The sequence below is a fragment of the Niveibacterium umoris genome (assembly GCF_014197015.1).
Taxonomy (GTDB): domain Bacteria; phylum Pseudomonadota; class Gammaproteobacteria; order Burkholderiales; family Rhodocyclaceae; genus Niveibacterium; species Niveibacterium umoris.
Window position 1 is genome coordinate 1,318,510 of record NZ_JACIET010000001.1, and the last position, 15,322, is coordinate 1,333,831.

Genomic DNA, 15,322 nt, shown 5'->3' on the forward strand with positions numbered 1-15,322 from the left:
GTCAAACTAATTACGCAAAGCACTCCTGAAAAGTGCGTCTCCGAAAAATGATGCGCCCAATTTGATGACGCGCGCATTGCCATGGCTCAGCAAGCATCCATCGGAATTCCATACGGCTGGCTGCCACGGCATCCGCCGCGATAGAATCGCGCCCTCTTTTTCGCAGGACCCGCCATGAGCCAGACCCCACTCGATTACACCGCCGCCGGCGTCGACTACAGCAAGATCGACCCGCTCAAGATTCTTGCCCAACAGGCCGCCAGCGCCACCAAGGGCAACCTCGCGGCGCACGGCGTGAGCGAGATCCCGGCTTCGCGCGGCGAATCCGCATACGTCATGGACGTGGGCGGCGTGCTGATCGCCTCCATCACCGAATGCCTCGGCACCAAGGCCCTGGTCGCCGATGCCGTGCGTCCTATCACCGGCCGCACCCACTACGACAGCATCGCGCAGGACACGATTGCGATGGCCGTAAACGATCTGATCACCGTCGGCGCCACGCCGATGTCGGTGCACGCCTATTGGTCAGCCGGCGGTAGCGACTGGTTCGCCGACGAACAACGCATGCGAGACCTGGTGAACGGCTGGCAGCGCGCCTGCGACGTCTGCAAGGTGAGTTGGGGCGGAGGCGAAACCCCGGCGCTGGCTGGCGTGGTGGAAGCCGGCCGCATCGATCTGGCCGCTTCGTCGGTCGGCATCGTGCGCTCCCGCGAACACCTGACGCTGGGCGACAAGCTGGCGGATGGCGATGCGATCGTCTTCCTTGCATCCAGTGGCATCCACGCCAACGGCGTGAGCCTCGCGCGCAAGCTGGTCGAGCGCCTGCCGGACGGCTACGCAAGCAAACTGTCGGATGGCCGCCTCTACGGCGAAGCGCTGCTGGACCCAACCGCGCTGTATGTGCCGGTGACCGAAGCGCTGTTCGCGGCCGGCATCATCCCGCACTACTGCGCCAACATCACCGGCCACGGCTGGCGCAAGATCATGCGTCACCCCGGCAGCTTCACTTACCGCATCCATACGCTGCCGCCGGTTCCCCCGGTGCTCGCCTTCATCCAGGAAAAGGCCGGTATCGATGACCGTGAGGCCTACGGCAGCCTGAACATGGGCGCTGGCTTCGCCTTCTATGTCGCAGCGGAGGATGCCGAGCGCACCGCCGAGATCGCCCGTGCCGCTGGCATCGAGGCCTGGGTGGCTGGTCGAGTTGAGGCAGGGCCGAAGCAGGTCGTCATCGAGCCGCTCTCGCTCACCTACGCGGCCGACGAACTGCACCTGCGCGCCTGAGCCTCAATCGCCGCAGTCCAGACCGAGGGCGCTGCGCGCAAGCAGCGCCCTCATCGTTTCCGCTGCACGCATCGGGAAGCGGTACTGCACGTAGGGACTGATCTGCGTGGTCGCGGGATTGATTTCGACCGTCGGCACCCCCGAGCGAATCGCCCAGGCGACCGGCTCGACGATGTACGGGAAGGTGCTGGTGGTGCCGATGCTGAACACCAGATCGAAGCCTTCCACCATTTCGCTGTAGAGGCGCACCAGGTTAGCCTCGGCCAGTCGCTCGCCAAACAGAACGACGTCAGGCCGCATCACGGACTGACATTCCGGGCACACCGGCGGGAGCACACGCCCCTCCAGCGACACGATCTCTTCATCCAGCCCGCAATGTGTGCAGCGCAGGTGGTGGAGGCTGCCGTGGATTTCGATCAGGTTTTCACTGCCGGCGGCGCGATGCAGGCCGTCGACGTTCTGCGTCAGCACCAAGACGTAGGGGGCGCCGCGTTCGATCGCGCGAAGCGCACGGTGCGCATCGTTCGGTGCCGCCCCCCGGCAAGCGCGCTCGATCTGGGCGAGGTACTTCCAGGTCAGGTCTGGGCGCGACCGCAGCATCTCGCCAGAGAGCGCTTCCTCGATGTCAATGCCTTCGTCGGTCGCCTGATCGTTGTACAGGCCGTTGATGCCGCGGTAAGTCGGCAAACCGGAATCGGCCGAGATGCCGGCGCCAGTGATGAACAGGATCCGCCGTGCCCGGTCGAGCGCCGACGCAACGGCATCGAGTTCGCTTGCCACGTCCATTCTGTGCCTTTCCTCTATCAGTCGAAGGAGCTTTCCCGTTCCGGCTGAAACCTGCACTACCAAGGCAATCGACGCGTATTAGCACGCCATGCGGCGGCTCTAGCCGAACCGCCGCAGAACCTCGGGACCGAGGCGCCCTCTGCTGTGGCCGCGCATCAGGACCGGAAATCACGGTTGAGTCGCAGCAGGCGGGCGTCTACAGTTACGGGTTCGCCGGCGCCACGCGACGGCCACACTTTCAATTTTGCACCCCGCCCGGTCCGACGCCACGTCGTGAGACAACTTACCCTCAAATTGCGGCCCGAGCGCACGCAGCGCTTCGATAATTTCATCGTCGGCGACAACCGCGAGGCCTTCGACACCATTCGCCTGCAGGCGCGCTTCGGGCAACCTGCAGCGGTGTACCTGTGGGGCGAAGCTGGCGCCGGACGCAGCCACTTGCTTGCCGCCGCGGCGGCAGAGTGTCGGGCGGAGGGACGCGCGTCCGCCACAGCGGATTCGCTGCCTGCGCAAGGTGATTACGATCTTCCGTCGCACGGACTGCTCTGCGTCGACGATGTCGACCAGCTCGACGAAACGGGCCAGGCCGCGCTGTTTCGGGCTTTCATCCGAGCAGGCGCCGCGCAATGCGGGCTTCTGATAGCCGGCAGCGTTCCGCCAGCAGCGCTGTCGCTGCGGGAGGATGTGCGGACGCGGATCGGGCAATGCCTGGTTTTCGAACTCAAGTCGCTCGGCGACGACCATAAACAGGAAATGCTGGCGCTGTACGGTCTGAGCCGTGGCCTGATGCTCGAGCCGGACCTGATCGGCTGGCTGTTGCGTCACGGGCGACGCGATCTGCCGTCGCTGCTCGCCGCCATCGATGCGCTGGACGACGAATCGCTGGCCCGTCATCGCCCACCTACCCTGCCCTTGCTGCGCGAACTCGTGCAAGGGGAACTGCTTGCCCCGGAGGCTTGATGAATCTCGCCCTGTTCGATCTGGACAACACCCTGCTCAAAGGCGATAGCGACTATGAGTGGGGCCGCTTCATCGTGGACCACGGCCTTGTCGACCGTAACGAATACGAATCACGCAATGCCGCGTTCTACGAGCAGTACAAGTCCGGCACCATGAACATCTTTGAATACCTCCGCTTCGCGCTCGCGCCACTCGCGCAGCGCCCGCGCGCCGAACTCGAGACCCTGCACGAGCAGTTCATGCGCGAGCGGGTCGAGGGAATGTGGCTGCCAGCAGCGCAGGCACTCGTCGATCGCCACCTCGGCGCAGGCGACCTGTGTGCGGTTGTGACGGCAACGAACGCCTTTGTCACCGGGCCCATCGTTCGCAAACTCGGTGTGCCGCACATGGTCGCCACCACGCCGGCGCAGGAAGCCGGGGAATTCACGGGCGCGCCGCGCGGAACGCCCGCCTTCCAGGCCGGCAAGATCGAACGGGTGGAACATTGGCTGGAGTCTCTGGGCCTGCACTGGGGCAGCTTCGACCAGACCTGGTTCTATAGCGACTCACTGAACGACCTGCCGCTGCTCGAATGCGTCAGCAACCCGGTGGCGGTCGACCCTGACCCAACCCTGAATGCCGAAGCGCGGCGGCGCGGCTGGCCAATCCTGAGCCTGCGCGGATAGCGGCGGTCACCTGTTACACTTGTGTGATTTTTCAAAGAAAGAACCGCAGCCACCCCAATGATCCGCAAGCTCCTGCGCCGTGTTTTCCGCCGCGACCCGGTTTCCGCGACGGCTGTCAGTGCCATCGAACCGGCCATCATTCCGCTCGCCCAGCACGGCATTTCGCGCGACCACATTTCACCGGCGTCCCGCCGTGTCTGCGGCACGCTGCAGGAAGCCGGATTCAAGGCTTTTGTGGTGGGCGGCGCGGTACGCGACCTGATTGCGGGCATCACGCCGAAGGACTACGACGTCGCGACCGATGCAACGCCAGAACAGGTACGCGAGTTGTTCCGCCGCTCGCGCATCATCGGTCGGCGCTTCCGCATCGTGCATGTGATGAGCGGCCCGGAAACGATTGAAGTCTCGACCTTCCGCGCCCTGCAGAGCGAAGACACACACACCGACGAACATGGTCGCATCCTCGCCGACAACGTCTGGGGCTCGCAGGCTGAGGACGCCACGCGGCGGGACTTCACGATCAACGCGCTGTACTACGACCCGAGTACCGAGACGGTGATCGACTATCACCACGGCGTCGGCGATCTCAAACAGAAGACGCTTCGCATGATCGGGGACCCGGTCACGCGCTACCGCGAAGACCCGGTCCGCATGCTCCGTGCGGTGCGCATGGCCGCCAAGCTCGGCCTGATCATCGACCCAGCCGCCCGCAAACCGATTCTCGAACTCGCCGACCTGCTCGAAAACGTGCCGGCCGCGCGCTTGTTCGATGAAATGCTCAAGCTGCTGACCAGCGGCCACGCCGTCGCCTGCCTCAAGCAACTGCTGGCCGAAGGCCTGCACAAGGGTTTGCTGCCATTGCTTGACGTGATCCTTGAGCAGCCGATGGGTGAGCGCTTTGTGTGGCTCGCGCTCGAGAACACCGACGAGCGCGTGCGCGCAGGCAAGCCGATTTCGCCGGGCTTCCTGTTCGCGACCCTGCTCTGGCACCAGGTGCTGGCGAACTGGGAAGCGCGCAAAGCACGTGGCGAGACTTCGCAACCGGCACTGTTCGACGCGATGTCCGAAGTGCTCGACCAGCAAGCCGAAAAGCTTGCCATCACCCGCAAGATTTCCGCGGACATCAAGGAAATCTGGGCCTTGCAGCCCCGCTTCGACCGGCGCGCCGGCAAGGCTCCCCACCGTTTGCTCGAACAGCCGCGCTACCGCGCCAGCTATGACTTCCTGCGCCTGCGCGCCCTGAGCGGCGAGATTCCGATGGAGCTGGCGGACTGGTGGAACGACTTCGCCGACGCCAACCCGGATTCGCGCGAGACGATGCTGGTCCCCGATCGCGATGGCGCGGCGAAGAAGCGTCGCCGTCGTCGCCGCAAACCGGGCGGCGCGCCTTCCGCGGGTGGCGATTCAAGCGCGGAATGACGCCGCTTGTTCGCGCCTGGATCGCGCTCGGCGCCAATCTGGGCAACCCGCAGGCCACGCTGGATCGCGCCTTCGAATCGATCGCCCGACTGCCGCAGACCCGCCTGATTGCGCGATCCTCGCTTTACCGTACCGCACCGATCGACGCGCCGGATCAGCCTGACTACTGGAACGCCGTCGCAGCTGTCGACACTGCACTGGAACCGCTCGATCTGCTGCACGCCTTGCAGAAGATCGAAGCGAGCCACGGTCGCGTGCGGGAATTCCGCAACGCACCTCGCACGCTCGACCTCGACCTGCTGATGTTCGGCGGCATCACACTTGACGCTGACGAGCTGACGCTGCCGCACCCACGCATGCACTTGCGCGCATTCGTGCTGGCGCCGCTGGCCGAGATCGACCCCGACCTGGCAATTCCCGGCGTCGGCCGCGTCGCCTCCTTGTTGCCGGCGGTACGCGACCAGCGCATCGAGCGGGTCGAATAGCCACGCACGCGCACCACCCCTGCGGCTTGTGTATCCTTTGCCGCTGCAACTCAACTCCTCTGGAAGCACGAAAGCATGCTCGACAAGGCGCGCCACATCGTGGTGGAAGGTCCGATAGGCGCTGGCAAGACCAGCTTTGCACAACGACTCGCCCAGCGACTCGACGCAGATCTGATGCTCGAACAACCCGAGCTCAATCCCTTTCTCGAGCGCTTCTACGACAACATGGACCGCTGGGCACTCGCGACGCAAGTCGCTTTCCTTTACCAGCGCCACGACCTGTTGACGCGATTTTCCAGCCATCCACTTGAGCGTCGGGTCGTTTCCGATTTCCTGATCGAGAAAGACCCCCTGTTTGCAGGCCTCACGCTGGGCCCGGACGAAGAACGGCTCTACCAACGTCTGTACAGCACCTTGCAGCCACAGATTCCGCGGCCAGATCTTGTGATCTACCTGCAGGCACAACCTGAAATCCTGATGGATCGCGTGCGCAAGCGCGGCGTGGGCGCCGAACGCAACATCACCGAGAGCTACCTCGCAAGCGTCTCGGAACGCTACGCGAGCTTCTTCCACCAGTACGATGCGGCGCCACTGTTCATCGTGAATGCCGAAGTGCTGAACCCGATCGATCACGACGACGATTTCGAGCTTCTGGTCGATCGCCTGACGGCCATGCGCAGCTACCGGGAGTTCTTCGGCTACGCACAGTAAGCCAACGCCACATATTCACTGAAACCGCAACGCGAAGGCGGCATCACTGACCGGGCCCGCCCGAGGTGCAGGGCCAACCGCCCCGCAACCCCAATCGCGTGCAGCAAGGAAGTCGCACGATGACCTACCTCCAGAACGAACGCCCCGTCACCCTCACCGAGCTTGCAAAGATGCGCACCGAGCAACGCAAGATCGCGATGCTTACCGCGTACGATGCGAGCTTCGCGGCCTTGCTCGAGCGCAGCGGCGTCGACGTGATCCTCGTCGGTGACTCGCTCGGCAACGTACTTCAAGGGCATGGCAGCACACTGCCTGTGACCATCGAACAGATGGTCTATCACACCCAGTGTGTGGCGCGTGGCTGCAAGCGTCCGATGATCATCGCCGACATGCCTTTCGGCTCGTACCAGGAGAGCCCGGCGCAAGCCTTCCGCAATGCCGCGCTGCTCATGGCCGCCGGCGCACATATGGTCAAGCTCGAAGGCGGTGCCTACATGGCCGAGACCGTGCGTTTCCTGGTCGAACGCGGAATCCCGGTGTGCGCCCACATCGGCCTGACGCCGCAGGCGGTGAATCAGCTCGGCGGTTACCGCGTCCAGGGTCGCACCGAGGAGAGCGCACGGCGCCTCAAGGACGACGCGCTCGCACTCGAAGCCGCCGGCGCTGCACTCGTCGTACTCGAGATGGTGCCTGCGACGCTGGCATCGGAAGTCTCGGCAGCTTTGAAGTCGATGGCGACTATTGGCATCGGTGCCGGCAAGGACACCGACGGCCAGGTGCTCGTCTTGCACGATCTGCTCGGCGTCTTTCCTGGCAAGAAAGCCCGCTTTGTCCGCAATTTCATGGACGGCGCATCGTCAATCGAACAGGCGGTGACGAACTACGTCGTAGCGGTCAAGGACGGGAGTTTCCCGGCGGCCGAACACGTCTACTGATAGCCCGCGGGGTGACCATTCCCCAGACTTGGTCGGTCTGGTTAAAACCCCTTCATGGGATTTCGGCATGCCCAACAACGTTGGGCCCCGTCAGGCATGACTGGGGGTCAAGACCATGTCCTGTCGGTACGCCAACGCATGGCGGGCGTTGGTGGAGACAGATGCGCGACTGGCATGCGCCATGGCGGCCAGCAACGGTATTTGCCCGACGCTTCAGGACTCTCAGCACAAAGGCGGGTCTGGCGGGAAACGACTGCGAGTGCCAACCAGGTTCAGAAGCGAGCCGACTGTCGCTCGCGTAGCGTGGCAAGCTAAGATCGTCGCAGCAGTCCTGCGCATGCAAAGGCCCAGAACGCAGGACGCCCTGAATACCCCGAGGAGCGCAGCATGACCCAAGACCAATTCGACGCCTTCATCGCTGCCGGCAAGTCACTGGTCGTTGCCATCGATGAGCGCGACACCGTCACCAGCCGGCACCTCAATCGCGTCGCGACGCTTGCGGAATACCTTGCGCTGCACTGCGGCACCAGCGAAACGGATGCCCGCCGGGCGCGCGCGGCGGGACAACTCCACGATATCGGCAAGATCGCCATCCCCGACGCCGTCCTGTTCAAGGACGGCCCGCTCACGCACGAGGAATGGTCGATCATGCAAAGCCACTCGGCGATCGGCCAACGCATCCTGATCGCGTCGGAAAACCCGCACCTCGCATCGATCGCCGACATCGTGCGCAACCACCATGAGCACTTTGACGGCAGCGGCTATCCGGACGGGCTGGCTGGCGACGAAATCCCGCTGCTCGCGCGGATCGTGTCGCTGGCTGATGCCTACGATGCCATGGCATCACCCCGCCCCTATCGACCGTTGCAGGCCCACACGCGCATCATGAGCATCCTTTCGAGCGAAGTGGGCACCAAGTGGGATGCCTCGCTGTTCGACGCACTGACCGGCGTTTTCGACAACAACCCCTGGCTTGCCGCGCCGCTCGCCTGAAGCCCCCCCAAGGTTGTGCGCTTTCATGGCACCCGAACGCACCTGTGGACGCTGCCCACTTAAGGTCGCAACATGATGGGCGCAGCGTTCTGAATGCAGGTGCCGCATTTGCGGTTACTCGCGGCTGACTGGCCGCGCCCGTCATGCAATCAACTTCGGAGCCTTCATCATGCGACCGACAATAGCGAACCTTCTCGCCGCCAACCACGGCACCCTGACGATCAGCAACCTTCGTCACAACAACCGCAGCGCGGGCCTCGCAGAATGCAAATCGACGGTGGCCCTCGGGGGCGCCGGTAACGCGATCACGCTTGATGGTTCGGGCGGCGGTGACGAACCCGGCATGTGGGTGCACTACCTTGAGACCCGCGCCGCCTACGGGATTGCGTCGGGCGGTGAAACCTGGGCCGCAAGCGGCCCGTTCAGTGGCTGCCACATTGCGATCGGCAAATGCGACCAAGGGGTCTATCTCGCGCATATTGCGCAACAGTCCGGTTCGAACGCGGACGAGCAATGGCGGGGCCGCGCGTTGCGCAACGAGGTCACCTGGGGCCGCTGGAAAGTGCCGGTGCCCTCATTCGACTTCTTCTCCAACAGCGTTGTGTTTGTCGACTGGTCCCGCGGCAACAGCCCCGCCGCGATCAGCGTCGTGCGGGTCGACCTGCGCACGGTGCGCATGGGCGGTTTTGACGACGGCGCGATGGAAATCTTCAATGTCGTGCATCTGGTGAATCCCGACGGCTGAAGCCTCGCACCGACCTACCCGCCCGGATTTGCGCCCGCTACGAGGCGACGCCCGCCTTTGCAGGTGATTGGGCGGGGACACACCAAATAATCGGGGGCATTCCGAACGCCAAGGCGCTCAAGATCAAAGAACTTGCGTTCAATGTGGGCTAGCCTGAATCGGTTGAACCGCAAGCGTCGGCGCAAGGGGCATCATGGGATCTACATTCCTGAAGGCAGTGTCGAGCGCACTGATCGGCGTATTCCTGTCGTGTTCTCTGTCGGCAACCGCCGCCGGGCCAGCCGAGAGCAAGCGCCCACGAATCGGTCTGGTATTGGGTGGCGGCGGAGCACGCGGCCTTGCGCATATCGGCGTACTCGAGGAACTCGAACGCCTGCGGGTGCCGATCGACTGCATCGCCGGCACGAGCGCAGGCTCGCTGGTCGGCGGCGTGTATGCAAGCGGAATGCCACTTCCCGAGATCAAGAAACGCGTCGAGTCCGCTGACTGGGAAAAGCTCATCGGCGGACAGCCTGATCGGCGCAACCTGCCTTACTTGCGCAAGAAGGACGACTACCGGAACCTCGCCGCGATGACGCTGGGGCTGGATTCCGAGGGCGTCAAATTGCCGCGCAGCGTCGTCAATTCCCAGTTCATCGACGCGTTTCTGCGTGAGCTCACGCAGGATCTGTTCATCGATTCGTTCGCCAAGCTTCCGATTCCCTTTGTCGCAATCGCTACCGATCTGGAATCCGGCGACATGCGGGTCTTCAACGGTGGTGACCTTGCGATCGCGCTGCGGGCAAGCATGGCGGTGCCGGGCGCCTTCGACGTCGTGCATGACAACGGGCGCATGTACGTTGATGGCATGTTCGTGCGCAACCTTCCGGTCGAGAACGTCAAATACAAGGCGCCGCAAGGCTGTGGCGCCGACGTGGTGATCGTCGTCGATGTCGGCACGCCGATGCTCAAGGGCAACGAAATCAAGAGCTTTCTCGATGTTGCGGGGCAGGCGATGAACATCGCGACCGGGCGCAACGTGCTGGAATCCCGCAAGTTGATCGGGCCCGGCGACGTGCTGATCGAACCCGATCTCGAAGGCTACACGCCAGCCAGCTTCACCGACGCCAAAGACATCATCGAACGCGGCCGCAAGAGCGTTGCCCGGGTCGAAGCACAACTTGCAGTGCTGTCGGCCCCCGAGACGGAGTACGAGGCGTGGGCCAGCCGCATTTCGGGCAAGGCGCCAAAATCACTGATCCAGTATGAGCGCGTGGATGTTGCCAAGACCCGCTTCGTGCCCCCGCAGCGGGTCGAAGAAGTGCTTACTTCGCCGCCGGTCCCGAACAATCAGGGCGAATTGCTCGACCGCTTCGACCGACTTTATGACTCGGGTGACTTCGACGGGATCAACTACCGTCTGCAACAGGAAGGTGGCCAAACCGTTGCGACGGTGACCCCGATCGAGCGGCATGTGGGGCCGAATTACCTTCGCTTTGGCCTTGAGCTTTCGTTCGACACTTATCGGACCGCCGATGTCGCGCTGCTCGCCAACTACCAGATGACCTGGTTGAACCAGTGGGGCGCGCAGTGGCGCAACAATCTGAAGATTGGCAAAGGGGGGCAGATCGACAGCGAGATCTACCAGCCAATGTGGGGGTCACCCGTCTTCGCCTATGGAAGGGCGCTCGCGGCAAATACCGTCTTCCCGCTTTTCGACGGAAACGGTTCGAAGCTGATGGAGATCGATGTCAGACACGGCGGCTTCGAGGCCGGCGCAGGCTATTCCCTCGGGCGCTATGGCGAAGTCCGCGCAGGCATTTTTGCCGACAAGGTCCGCTTCACGTCGCTGACCGGGTTCCTGGGCAGCCTTGCTCAGGACGAAATCCGTTCCACCATGCGCGGCGGCCGTCTCTATGGCGTGATCGATCAGCTCGACAATCCGAAGTGGCCCCGCCGCGGCTACTACTTGCGCGCCGACTACGCTTACGCGCATCTCGATTCGGACACTTCGACGCAGAGCTCTTCGCAATTGCTGACAGTCGACGGTGACCTCGCCGGAACTTATGGAACCTATACCTGGCGAGGCTCGGCGCGACTACACGGCTCGCCGAAGCAAGAACTGGCCGGCATCACAACGCCCTATCAGCTCGGCGGGTTTCTCGATCTCTCCGGACTGAGGGCCGACCAGCTGAGTGGCGCGCAAACCGCCCTCGCCCGTTTGATGGTGTACAAGCAGATGACGACCCTGCTGCCACAACTCGGATCAGGTACCTACATCGGAGCATCGCTGGAGGCCGGGAAGGTCTGGAATCAGCTCATCAGCCATGCAGACACCCGGACGATTCCAGCGGCTTCTGTATTCCTCGGCGTCGACACGCTGCTGGGCCCGCTCTACTTTGCGGGGGGCTGGGCAGACTACATGGGGAGTCAGTGGGCCGGCTACCTTTACCTCGGGTACACGAAGTGAGTCGAAACCGCCTGTCGTGAAAGCCGGCGGGCTCATTCAGGGTCGATCCTGATCGGCCCACGGCCCACCAAACCTTCGGGATCACAGGCGCTCACATCCCCGCGCCCCAGCGCGTCTGCAATCCCAGCGAGACAAGGCTCATGTTGTTGCCGGTCCGGGCATAGACGCCGTTGCTGACAGCGAGCTTGATCGATTGATATCGGCTCAAGGGCACCGCCAAGGTTGCGCCAAGCCGCCAGTTCTCCTGCAGGTCGTCCCCCGGTTTGCCGCCAATGGTTGTCCGTCCCCCCTGGAAGTAGGTCGCGCTGAGCGACAGCCACGAGGCGAGAGAAAAGTTATACACACCATGGACTTGCACCGAATACAGCGGGTCCTGGGTGCGCGTGGCACCACCGTAGAAATCGTTGTTGGCGGTATAGAAGGTAACGGCGCCAGCCAATTCCAGCGAACAGGGGCCTAGCGTCTTCGACATCCCGACTTCCGGTTTGATCGTCCAGCGATTGCTACCGATGTTCACGATACGGCGATTGTCATAGACGCCGCTTGGCGCCGTCACCTCAAGACTCGCACCCACGATGAGGTCAGGCTTGTAGTTTCGGAATTCCGCCGCAGACACTGCGGGGGCGCCAATCAGGTTATAGGACACCCGAAATATCGAATCGGTAAGGCCCTGCTGCTGTCGCTCAACCGGCCGGCCCTGGTAATCAGCCGTGCCGGACAGCCATGCATACGGAGCGACCACATCCACCCTTCCGCTCTGGCCAGCCAGATCGAAGACCCGTGCGTAGGCCACGAAGGAACTCCACACGGCCAACTGCGGATTCTTCACTGGCAAGGCCGGATCAAAGGCCGCTCCGCCCTTTGAATGAGCCCCGCCCAGAATCAGGAAATTGACGTCGATCGGCGCATTCGAATAGTTGCGAGGCTCGATCGACTGCGCCGACGCGCTCGGGCATCCGGCCAAGCCGAGCAGCCAGAACAGGCACCCCATTTGCCACGTCCGTACCGCCACGGAAATCATGCGTATTGCTCTCCGATTCGATCGGCTGCACTGTTGCAGCAAGGCAAGCACGGCCACGCGCCGCCGCAAGGGTACGTGCGCTTCTGGCCACACCGACATCGCCGCCATTGTCCCCCAAACAAGGGAATACGCATTGACACGCGTGAGCGGCGGCGAAGTTCTCGGGGGTTGAAAACCTGGTGCGAGTTCGATTTCGGGACCGGGCTGCCGGTCTCGACGGATCGGGCGCGAACGCGGGCAAGCCTTGTCGGCATTGGCCAAGACCAGGCGTCATGCTCGACCGGACAGTCGCCAGAGGGGCGGGAGATTGGATGGCAGCGTGATCACGCTCACTGCACTCGGCGGGTCAGGCCGCGGCGCAGGGGCGACATCCTGTCTGCAGCGTCGCTGCCTGCCTCACGATTCAAACGATTGGGACCGCCGCCGGCGGCCTGTCGCCCGCCAATCCGGCACGCCCTCAGGCGCGGGCGTCGCCCTTGGCCGGCGTGCGCGCCCAGCGCCCGATGTCGGCGATCACCGCCTCCTGGGCCGACCGATCGACGGTCGCCTCGGTCAGGTAAGCCGTAACCACGATGGGCTTGCCAGCAGGGTTCCAGTACACGCCAACGTCACTGATCGTGCCGGTCGCAGCATCGCCGGTTCCGGTCTTGTCGGCGAGGCGCCAGCCTTCGGGCAGTCCGGCACGCAAACGCTGGCCACTGTACTTGGTCGCAAGCATCCACTGCGTGAGTTGTGCGCGCGAGCCCGCGCTGAGCTTGTCCTCAAGCAGCAGGCGCCGCAGGTTGACCGCCATGGCCGCCGGGGTGGTGGTATCGCGCACATCGCCGGGGCGCGACTCGTTCAATGCGGGTTCACCTCGGTCGAGCCGCGTCAAGGTGTCGCCTATTCCGCGCACATAGGCGTTCCACATCGGAATACCGCCAATCTCGCGGAGGATCAGGTTGGCCGCCGTGTTGTCGCTTTCGGTAATCGCCGCCTCACAAAGCGCCGCCAGGCTCATGCCTTCTCCACCCACATGCTGTTTCGTGGCCGGCGCCCACTCCATCAGATCGTCCGCCGATATGACGATGCGTCTCTCCAGACTGTCCTCGCCGGCATCAACACGGTGCAGAAGCGCCGCCGCCGCCAGCCATTTGAAGGTGCTGCACATCGGAAAACGCTCGCCTTCGCGGTAGCCGGTGATGCGACCGCTCGCGGTATCGATACAACAAACACCCAGCCGACCACCCATCTTGTCTTCGATCGCCTCGAAGCGGCTATGGCGCTGGTGTTTCTTCTTCCTGGCGCTGGCCGTGGTGGAAAAAGCCGCCAGGGCAATGCCCGCCACCTGCATGAATGTCCGTCTATCCATCTGCCCCGACCGGTCGAAAACTGGATCGAGCATGTTAGTCGCGCACGACGGCGAATCGGGCGACGAATTGTTTCGGAAGGTGAACGCTTGGCGCCGCCCCTCGCGCGAGTCATCAAAGCCTCACGCTCGCACGGGCTTGCGGTGGCGGGCCCCGACGCCGTGATGCGCCGCCAGCACGTCGCCGCTTCGGCCAGGTCGCGGCCTCGTCATGCACGCAAAGCGCGCGACGCGGAGGATCTGAAGCCACGGCGCACGCCGAAGCGCGCATGGCGGCCGGCAACGTGTATCGTTGCGCCCTTCGCTCCAGCTTCACCAAACGCTACCGCAATGTCCTCACCCCGTTTTACTGCGGACGCTTACGCCGCACAGCTTGCCCCCAAGGTCGAACAGTTCCGTCGCGACTTCGCGCCCTTCGCGGCGCCCGAACCGGCCGTATTTGAGTCTGCACCGCAGCATTACCGCATGCGCGCCGAATTCCGCATGTGGCACGAGGCTGACCGGATCGACTATGCGATGTTCGATCCGGCCGACCCGAAACGCCCGGTGTTGATGGATGACTTCCCGGTCGCGTCGGTCCTGATCTGCGAAGCGATGCCGCGCCTGCGCGCACACCTGCTCGCCAGCAGTGCGCTGCGGCACAAGCTGTTCCAGGTGAACTTCCTCTCGACGCTGAGCGGCGAGCTGCTGATCACCCTGCTCTACCACCGCAAGCTGGACGAGGCCTGGGAAGCCACCGCGCGCGCGCTGGCCGGTGCCATGAATGCGCAGGTAATCGGCCGCAGCCACAAGCAGAAGATCGTGCTTGAGCGCGACTGGGTGCTCGAAGCAATCGAGGTCGACGGCCGCGTGCTGCGCTACCAGCAGATCGAAGGCAGTTTCAGCCAGCCGAACGGCGGCATCAACCGCCAGATGCTCGGCTGGGCCTGTGCGCAGGCAGGTCAGCTCGGTGGAGACCTGCTTGAACTGTACTGCGGCAACGGTAACTTCACGATCGCCCTCGCCCCGCATTTTCGGCGTGTGCTGGCCACCGAGGTCAGCAAGTCCTCGGTGCGCGCTGCGCAATACAACCTGGCAGCCAACGCGGTCGAAAACGTCGTGATCGCCCGCCTGTCGAGTGACGAGATGAGCGATGCGCTTGCCCGCGTGCGCCCCTTCCAGCGCCTGCGTGAAATCGATCTGGACAGCTACCGCTTCAGCACGCTGTTCGTCGATCCGCCCCGCTGCGGCCTGGACGCTACCACCCTGCAGATGGCGCGCAATTTCGAGCGGATCCTCTACATTTCATGCAATCCACAGACGCTGCGCGACAACGTCGAGCAACTGCATGCGTCCCATCAGATCGCGTCGGCTGCGGTGTTTGACCAGTTTCCCTTCACGCACCACCTGGAGTGCGGTCTGCTGCTGACGCGGCGCGCCTGACCCACTGCGGACTCCAGGCCGCCGACGCAACGCAAAACGCCACTGCGGCGCCGTGCCACCGGGAGGCCGAACCGGCAAGAACTTTCGCTGGCGACAGCG

14 protein-coding genes are annotated in these 15,322 nt (G+C 63.7%); 11 read left to right on the forward strand and 3 right to left on the reverse strand.

The genetic code is table 11. The features are described from left to right. The first annotated feature begins 174 nt into the window (after positions 1 to 174). Entirely contained in the window at positions 175 to 1,284 is a 1,110-nt protein-coding gene (locus GGR36_RS05850; protein ID WP_183632863.1) for an AIR synthase-related protein, read from the forward strand. Positions 1,285 to 1,287: 3 nt separating this feature from the next. On the opposite strand, the gene GGR36_RS05855 is transcribed toward GGR36_RS05850, so the two are convergent. Continuing rightward, a complete protein-coding gene (locus tag GGR36_RS05855) occupies positions 1,288 to 2,070 on the reverse strand; it encodes an SIR2 family NAD-dependent protein deacylase (protein ID WP_183632865.1) in 783 nt (260 codons plus the stop codon). A gap of 273 nt (positions 2,071 to 2,343) precedes the next feature. Here GGR36_RS05855 and GGR36_RS05860 point away from each other — a divergent pair, with 273 nt between their 5' ends. The 9 genes from GGR36_RS05860 to GGR36_RS05900 all read left to right on the forward strand — a co-directional run bounded on the left by GGR36_RS05860 (position 2,344) and on the right by GGR36_RS05900 (position 11,432). Next, entirely contained in the window at positions 2,344 to 3,030 is a 687-nt protein-coding gene (locus tag GGR36_RS05860) for an HdaA/DnaA family protein (protein WP_183634913.1), read from the forward strand. Beyond that, on the forward strand, positions 3,030 to 3,695 hold the full coding sequence (locus GGR36_RS05865; protein WP_183632871.1) for a histidinol-phosphatase: 666 nt from the start codon (positions 3,030 to 3,032) through the stop codon (positions 3,693 to 3,695). Before GGR36_RS05860 ends, GGR36_RS05865 begins: the two co-directional genes overlap by 1 nt. Before the next feature lie 57 nt (positions 3,696 to 3,752). Continuing rightward, positions 3,753 to 5,114, forward strand: coding sequence for a polynucleotide adenylyltransferase PcnB (gene pcnB / locus GGR36_RS05870; protein WP_183632873.1), 1,362 nt, complete (start codon positions 3,753 to 3,755; stop codon positions 5,112 to 5,114). Then, the gene (gene folK / locus GGR36_RS05875; protein ID WP_183632875.1) at positions 5,111 to 5,599 is read left to right on the forward strand and encodes a 2-amino-4-hydroxy-6-hydroxymethyldihydropteridine diphosphokinase; all 489 of its coding nucleotides are present in this window, start codon (positions 5,111 to 5,113) and stop codon (positions 5,597 to 5,599) included. The genes pcnB and folK overlap by 4 nt, the downstream gene beginning before the upstream one ends. Positions 5,600 to 5,674: 75 nt before the next feature. After that, entirely contained in the window at positions 5,675 to 6,310 is a 636-nt protein-coding gene (locus tag GGR36_RS05880) for a deoxynucleoside kinase (protein WP_183632877.1), read from the forward strand. Between the two features lie 119 nt (positions 6,311 to 6,429). Continuing rightward, on the forward strand, positions 6,430 to 7,245 hold the full coding sequence (gene panB / locus GGR36_RS05885; RefSeq protein ID WP_183632879.1) for a 3-methyl-2-oxobutanoate hydroxymethyltransferase: 816 nt from the start codon (positions 6,430 to 6,432) through the stop codon (positions 7,243 to 7,245). A 387-nt stretch (positions 7,246 to 7,632) separates the two neighbouring features. After that, positions 7,633 to 8,238: an HD-GYP domain-containing protein gene (locus GGR36_RS05890; protein WP_207064298.1), complete on the forward strand. Its 606-nt coding sequence runs from the start codon at positions 7,633 to 7,635 to the stop codon at positions 8,236 to 8,238. Positions 8,239 to 8,407: 169 nt separating this feature from the next. Next, a complete protein-coding gene (locus GGR36_RS05895; protein ID WP_183632881.1) occupies positions 8,408 to 8,983 on the forward strand; it encodes a hypothetical protein in 576 nt (191 codons plus the stop codon). Between the two features lie 193 nt (positions 8,984 to 9,176). Beyond that, positions 9,177 to 11,432 carry a patatin-like phospholipase family protein gene (locus tag GGR36_RS05900; protein ID WP_183632882.1) on the forward strand — a complete coding sequence of 752 codons (2,256 nt, stop codon included), beginning with the start codon at positions 9,177 to 9,179 and terminating at the stop codon, positions 11,430 to 11,432. Between the two features lie 91 nt (positions 11,433 to 11,523). On the opposite strand, the gene GGR36_RS05905 is transcribed toward GGR36_RS05900, so the two are convergent. Both GGR36_RS05905 and bla read right to left on the reverse strand, forming a co-directional pair. Then, on the reverse strand, positions 11,524 to 12,423 hold the full coding sequence (locus GGR36_RS05905; RefSeq protein WP_183632884.1) for a transporter: 900 nt from the start codon (positions 12,421 to 12,423) through the stop codon (positions 11,524 to 11,526). A gap of 487 nt (positions 12,424 to 12,910) precedes the next feature. After that, on the reverse strand, positions 12,911 to 13,804 hold the full coding sequence (bla, locus tag GGR36_RS05910; RefSeq protein WP_183632886.1) for a class A beta-lactamase: 894 nt from the start codon (positions 13,802 to 13,804) through the stop codon (positions 12,911 to 12,913). A gap of 327 nt (positions 13,805 to 14,131) precedes the next feature. On the opposite strand from bla, the gene trmA reads away from it, so the two are divergent. Next, positions 14,132 to 15,223 (forward strand): tRNA (uridine(54)-C5)-methyltransferase TrmA, encoded by a 1,092-nt coding sequence (gene trmA / locus GGR36_RS05915; protein ID WP_183632888.1) that lies wholly within the window; start codon positions 14,132 to 14,134, stop codon positions 15,221 to 15,223. The last annotated feature ends 99 nt before the right edge of the window (positions 15,224 to 15,322 follow it).

What these genes read in the sequence shown, in the direction of transcription:
- GGR36_RS05850 (WP_183632863.1), top strand. Translation starts at nt 175, where the DNA reads ATGAGCCAGACCCCACTCGATTACACCGCCGCCGGCGTCGACTACAGC.
- GGR36_RS05865 (WP_183632871.1), top strand. Translation starts at nt 3,030, where the DNA reads ATGAATCTCGCCCTGTTCGATCTGGACAACACCCTGCTCAAAGGCGAT.
- GGR36_RS05855 (WP_183632865.1), bottom strand. Translation starts at nt 2,070, where the DNA reads ATGGACGTGGCAAGCGAACTCGATGCCGTTGCGTCGGCGCTCGACCGG.
- panB (WP_183632879.1), top strand. Translation starts at nt 6,430, where the DNA reads ATGACCTACCTCCAGAACGAACGCCCCGTCACCCTCACCGAGCTTGCA.
- GGR36_RS05890 (WP_207064298.1), top strand. Translation starts at nt 7,633, where the DNA reads ATGACCCAAGACCAATTCGACGCCTTCATCGCTGCCGGCAAGTCACTG.
- folK (WP_183632875.1), top strand. Translation starts at nt 5,111, where the DNA reads ATGACGCCGCTTGTTCGCGCCTGGATCGCGCTCGGCGCCAATCTGGGC.
- trmA (WP_183632888.1), top strand. Translation starts at nt 14,132, where the DNA reads ATGTCCTCACCCCGTTTTACTGCGGACGCTTACGCCGCACAGCTTGCC.
- GGR36_RS05880 (WP_183632877.1), top strand. Translation starts at nt 5,675, where the DNA reads ATGCTCGACAAGGCGCGCCACATCGTGGTGGAAGGTCCGATAGGCGCT.
- GGR36_RS05900 (WP_183632882.1), top strand. Translation starts at nt 9,177, where the DNA reads ATGGGATCTACATTCCTGAAGGCAGTGTCGAGCGCACTGATCGGCGTA.
- pcnB (WP_183632873.1), top strand. Translation starts at nt 3,753, where the DNA reads ATGATCCGCAAGCTCCTGCGCCGTGTTTTCCGCCGCGACCCGGTTTCC.
- GGR36_RS05905 (WP_183632884.1), bottom strand. Translation starts at nt 12,423, where the DNA reads ATGGGGTGCCTGTTCTGGCTGCTCGGCTTGGCCGGATGCCCGAGCGCG.
- GGR36_RS05895 (WP_183632881.1), top strand. Translation starts at nt 8,408, where the DNA reads ATGCGACCGACAATAGCGAACCTTCTCGCCGCCAACCACGGCACCCTG.
- bla (WP_183632886.1), bottom strand. Translation starts at nt 13,804, where the DNA reads ATGGATAGACGGACATTCATGCAGGTGGCGGGCATTGCCCTGGCGGCT.